This window comes from Methanoculleus sp. DTU007 (assembly GCF_001512385.1).
GTDB classification, from domain to species: Archaea; Halobacteriota; Methanomicrobia; order Methanomicrobiales; family Methanoculleaceae; genus Methanoculleus; species Methanoculleus thermophilus.
On record NZ_LFRO01000065.1, the window covers coordinates 1 to 2157 of the forward strand.

Here is a 2157-nt window from a genome sequence, read left to right on the forward strand (position 1 = left end):
GATGTGGCGGAAGGTCTACGATAAAAGGGTCCCGGAGATCTCGTTTGACGCGTTCGTCCTGCACGAGCAGCGGAAGTGGAACCGCGGGGAGTTCGAGGGGACCTACTTTGATCTCCTCTATACGCGGGCCTACGATAACCTGAACGCGCTCCCGGCCGGCAAAGGCACGGTGCTCGGGCGGGCGACGATCGAGGCGACGGTCACCGATGCCTCCCTCTCCTTCGACAGCCCTGCGGTCTACGCTGTGGACCACGACGAGATCTCCCGCGTCCTCTCCTTCACCCACACCTACTCGGGCCAGGCGCTCGCCGGTGAGGTCATCGAGGCGAAAGGCGTCGTCGAGGAGCACGGCGATGAGCGGTGGCTGATCGTCGGGACGACCCGCGAGGCGAAGGGCGAGTACATCATCTCAAAGACCCTGCTTGAGAGCGTCTAGAATAAGTCGGAGAGCCGCCGAGGGCCCGCGGTGCACCGCTCAAGGTGCGGGCAGTTCTCGCAAGGGGCCCGGAGCGGGCGCGGCGGGATCTCCCCTGCAACCACCCCTTTTGCCGCCCGAATCGCCTTGATCATCTCCCGTCGGTCCCGTGGTTGGGGCTCGACAAACCGGAAGACTCCGCTCGCGACGTACTCGACGTAGCCGCCGGCGGCGGGCCGGCCGAGCGTCTCTTTGAGGCAGGCGGCGTAACAGGCTACCCGGAGCCGGTCGGTGCCGTATGCCCCGGCCTTCGGGGCGACGCTTGAGCGGACGATGGCGAACGTGCCGTCCTCGAAGATCTTGTCGACTTTTCCCCGGATGCCGAGGGTATCCGACTCGACGGCGAGGTCGATCTGGACCGGGGTCCGCCAGGCCGTCTCCCGGCAGGCGGCGATGCACTCATCAAGGAAGTCGCGGGCTTCCGGCGGCGCTTCGGGGAGGATGCAGAGGATCTCCCGCCAGATCTCCTCGTCATCGAGGTATTCCCCGAGGTGCGTTGAGACCTGTTTGCAGACGGTGTAGCGAAGCGACTCTTCACTCTCATCCGAGCGCTCGAAGTAGTAGCGCCGGGGGCAGATGTGGCAGGCGATGACGGCGGATACCGGTATGTAATCGGTCATGCGTGACGAGTCCCGTTTGAGAAGGGGTACGCCCTCCCGATATATATCGGGCTATGCTCTGAACCCGTCCGGGGTTGCGGTCGGCGTGGCGGTCCCTTCCCCCGGGGCCGGGCTGGAGAAGACGAACTCTTATGCCGGAGTGGAGCCCAGATGATGAGTATGGCTAACCGCGAGATATCGGTCAACATCCCCGGCGATCTCGACCCGGTCTACTCGAACCGCATCCAGATCGCCTACAAGGAGGATGAGTTTACGTTCCTCTTCCTGCACGAGATCCCCGGCGCGAACCAGGCGCGGGCGAAGGCGATCGTCTCGATCAGCCCCCGGCACGCAAAGAACCTGGTCGAGGTGCTCGCGAAAAGCGTCGCCGACTACGAGCAGAAGTTCGGCAAGCTCACCACTCCGGAGGCTGCTCCACACCAGGAGAGCAATGTCACCATCCGGGGCTACTCCTGAACGGGGTAGGGTGGCGAGTCCCCATATGTGATACTTTTTTAATGCAAGACGTACAATAGTCTAAGGCAGTTGCCGCTGTGGCTTAGTGGTATAGCGGCTGATTCGTAATCAGCAGGTCGGGGGTTCAAATCCCTCCAGCGGCTCTCAAACGTCACGGTATGAGCCTTTTTTGAAAAGGGGCGTTTTCCGGGCAAAGCACCTTTTTTCCCATGTCGAAATATTTGCCTATGGTCACGGTCGCGCACCCACTCATAACGCCGGAGCGCCAGCCTTGTATCTCCGTTTTGGCCTCGCACCGGCCTCCCTTGAGCCTCCACAGTGGGAGTATATTCTAAAAAATCTGCGGTGTGAAAATAATATACACGTCTAACCTGTCTTTTACAGTGCGCGTGTGTGTGTACTCGTCTTACTCGTCTTCTCGTCTTTTGGCTCAATGGGGCTGTGTCGGGGGCTCCTGCTTGCTCCATTCTCGAAGTGCCTTCTCGTCTTACTCGTCTTAGAGGTGTTCGCGCGCTGTGGTGACCATGCGCCGGCACGCCGGGGAGGAGGTCCACACCCAGGTCAACTATTCGAAAAATCTGAATGGTTCACCCGGGCACCTGCGAG

The 2157-nt window shown here is 61.2% G+C and carries 2 protein-coding genes, 1 tRNA gene and 1 pseudogene; 3 read left to right on the forward strand and 1 reads right to left on the reverse strand.

The window, feature by feature from the left end; all coding sequences use genetic code 11:
* A pseudogene (locus ACI94_RS06960) lies at positions 1-436 on the forward strand (DNA polymerase subunit beta); the annotation flags it as partial.
* Here the strand turns inward: ACI94_RS06960 and ACI94_RS06965 are convergent.
* Positions 433-1095: a Dna2/Cas4 domain-containing protein gene (locus ACI94_RS06965; RefSeq protein WP_066957579.1), complete on the reverse strand. Its 663-nt coding sequence runs from the start codon at positions 1093-1095 to the stop codon at positions 433-435. The pseudogene ACI94_RS06960 and the gene ACI94_RS06965 sit on opposite strands and share 4 nt — an antisense overlap.
* Positions 1096-1254: 159 nt before the next feature.
* Here ACI94_RS06965 and ACI94_RS06970 point away from each other — a divergent pair, with 159 nt between their 5' ends.
* Both ACI94_RS06970 and ACI94_RS06975 read left to right on the forward strand, forming a co-directional pair.
* Positions 1255-1551, forward strand: a complete 297-nt coding sequence (locus tag ACI94_RS06970; RefSeq protein ID WP_066957753.1) for a DUF3467 domain-containing protein — start codon at positions 1255-1257, stop codon at positions 1549-1551.
* A gap of 71 nt (positions 1552-1622) precedes the next feature.
* Positions 1623-1694: transfer RNA gene (locus tag ACI94_RS06975), tRNA-Thr, on the forward strand.
* The last annotated feature ends 463 nt before the right edge of the window (positions 1695-2157 follow it).

Coding starts and splice junctions, on each gene's coding strand:
- ACI94_RS06965 (WP_066957579.1), bottom strand. CDS start 1,095: ATGACCGATTACATACCGGTATCCGCCGTCATCGCCTGCCACATCTGC.
- ACI94_RS06970 (WP_066957753.1), top strand. CDS start 1,255: ATGGCTAACCGCGAGATATCGGTCAACATCCCCGGCGATCTCGACCCG.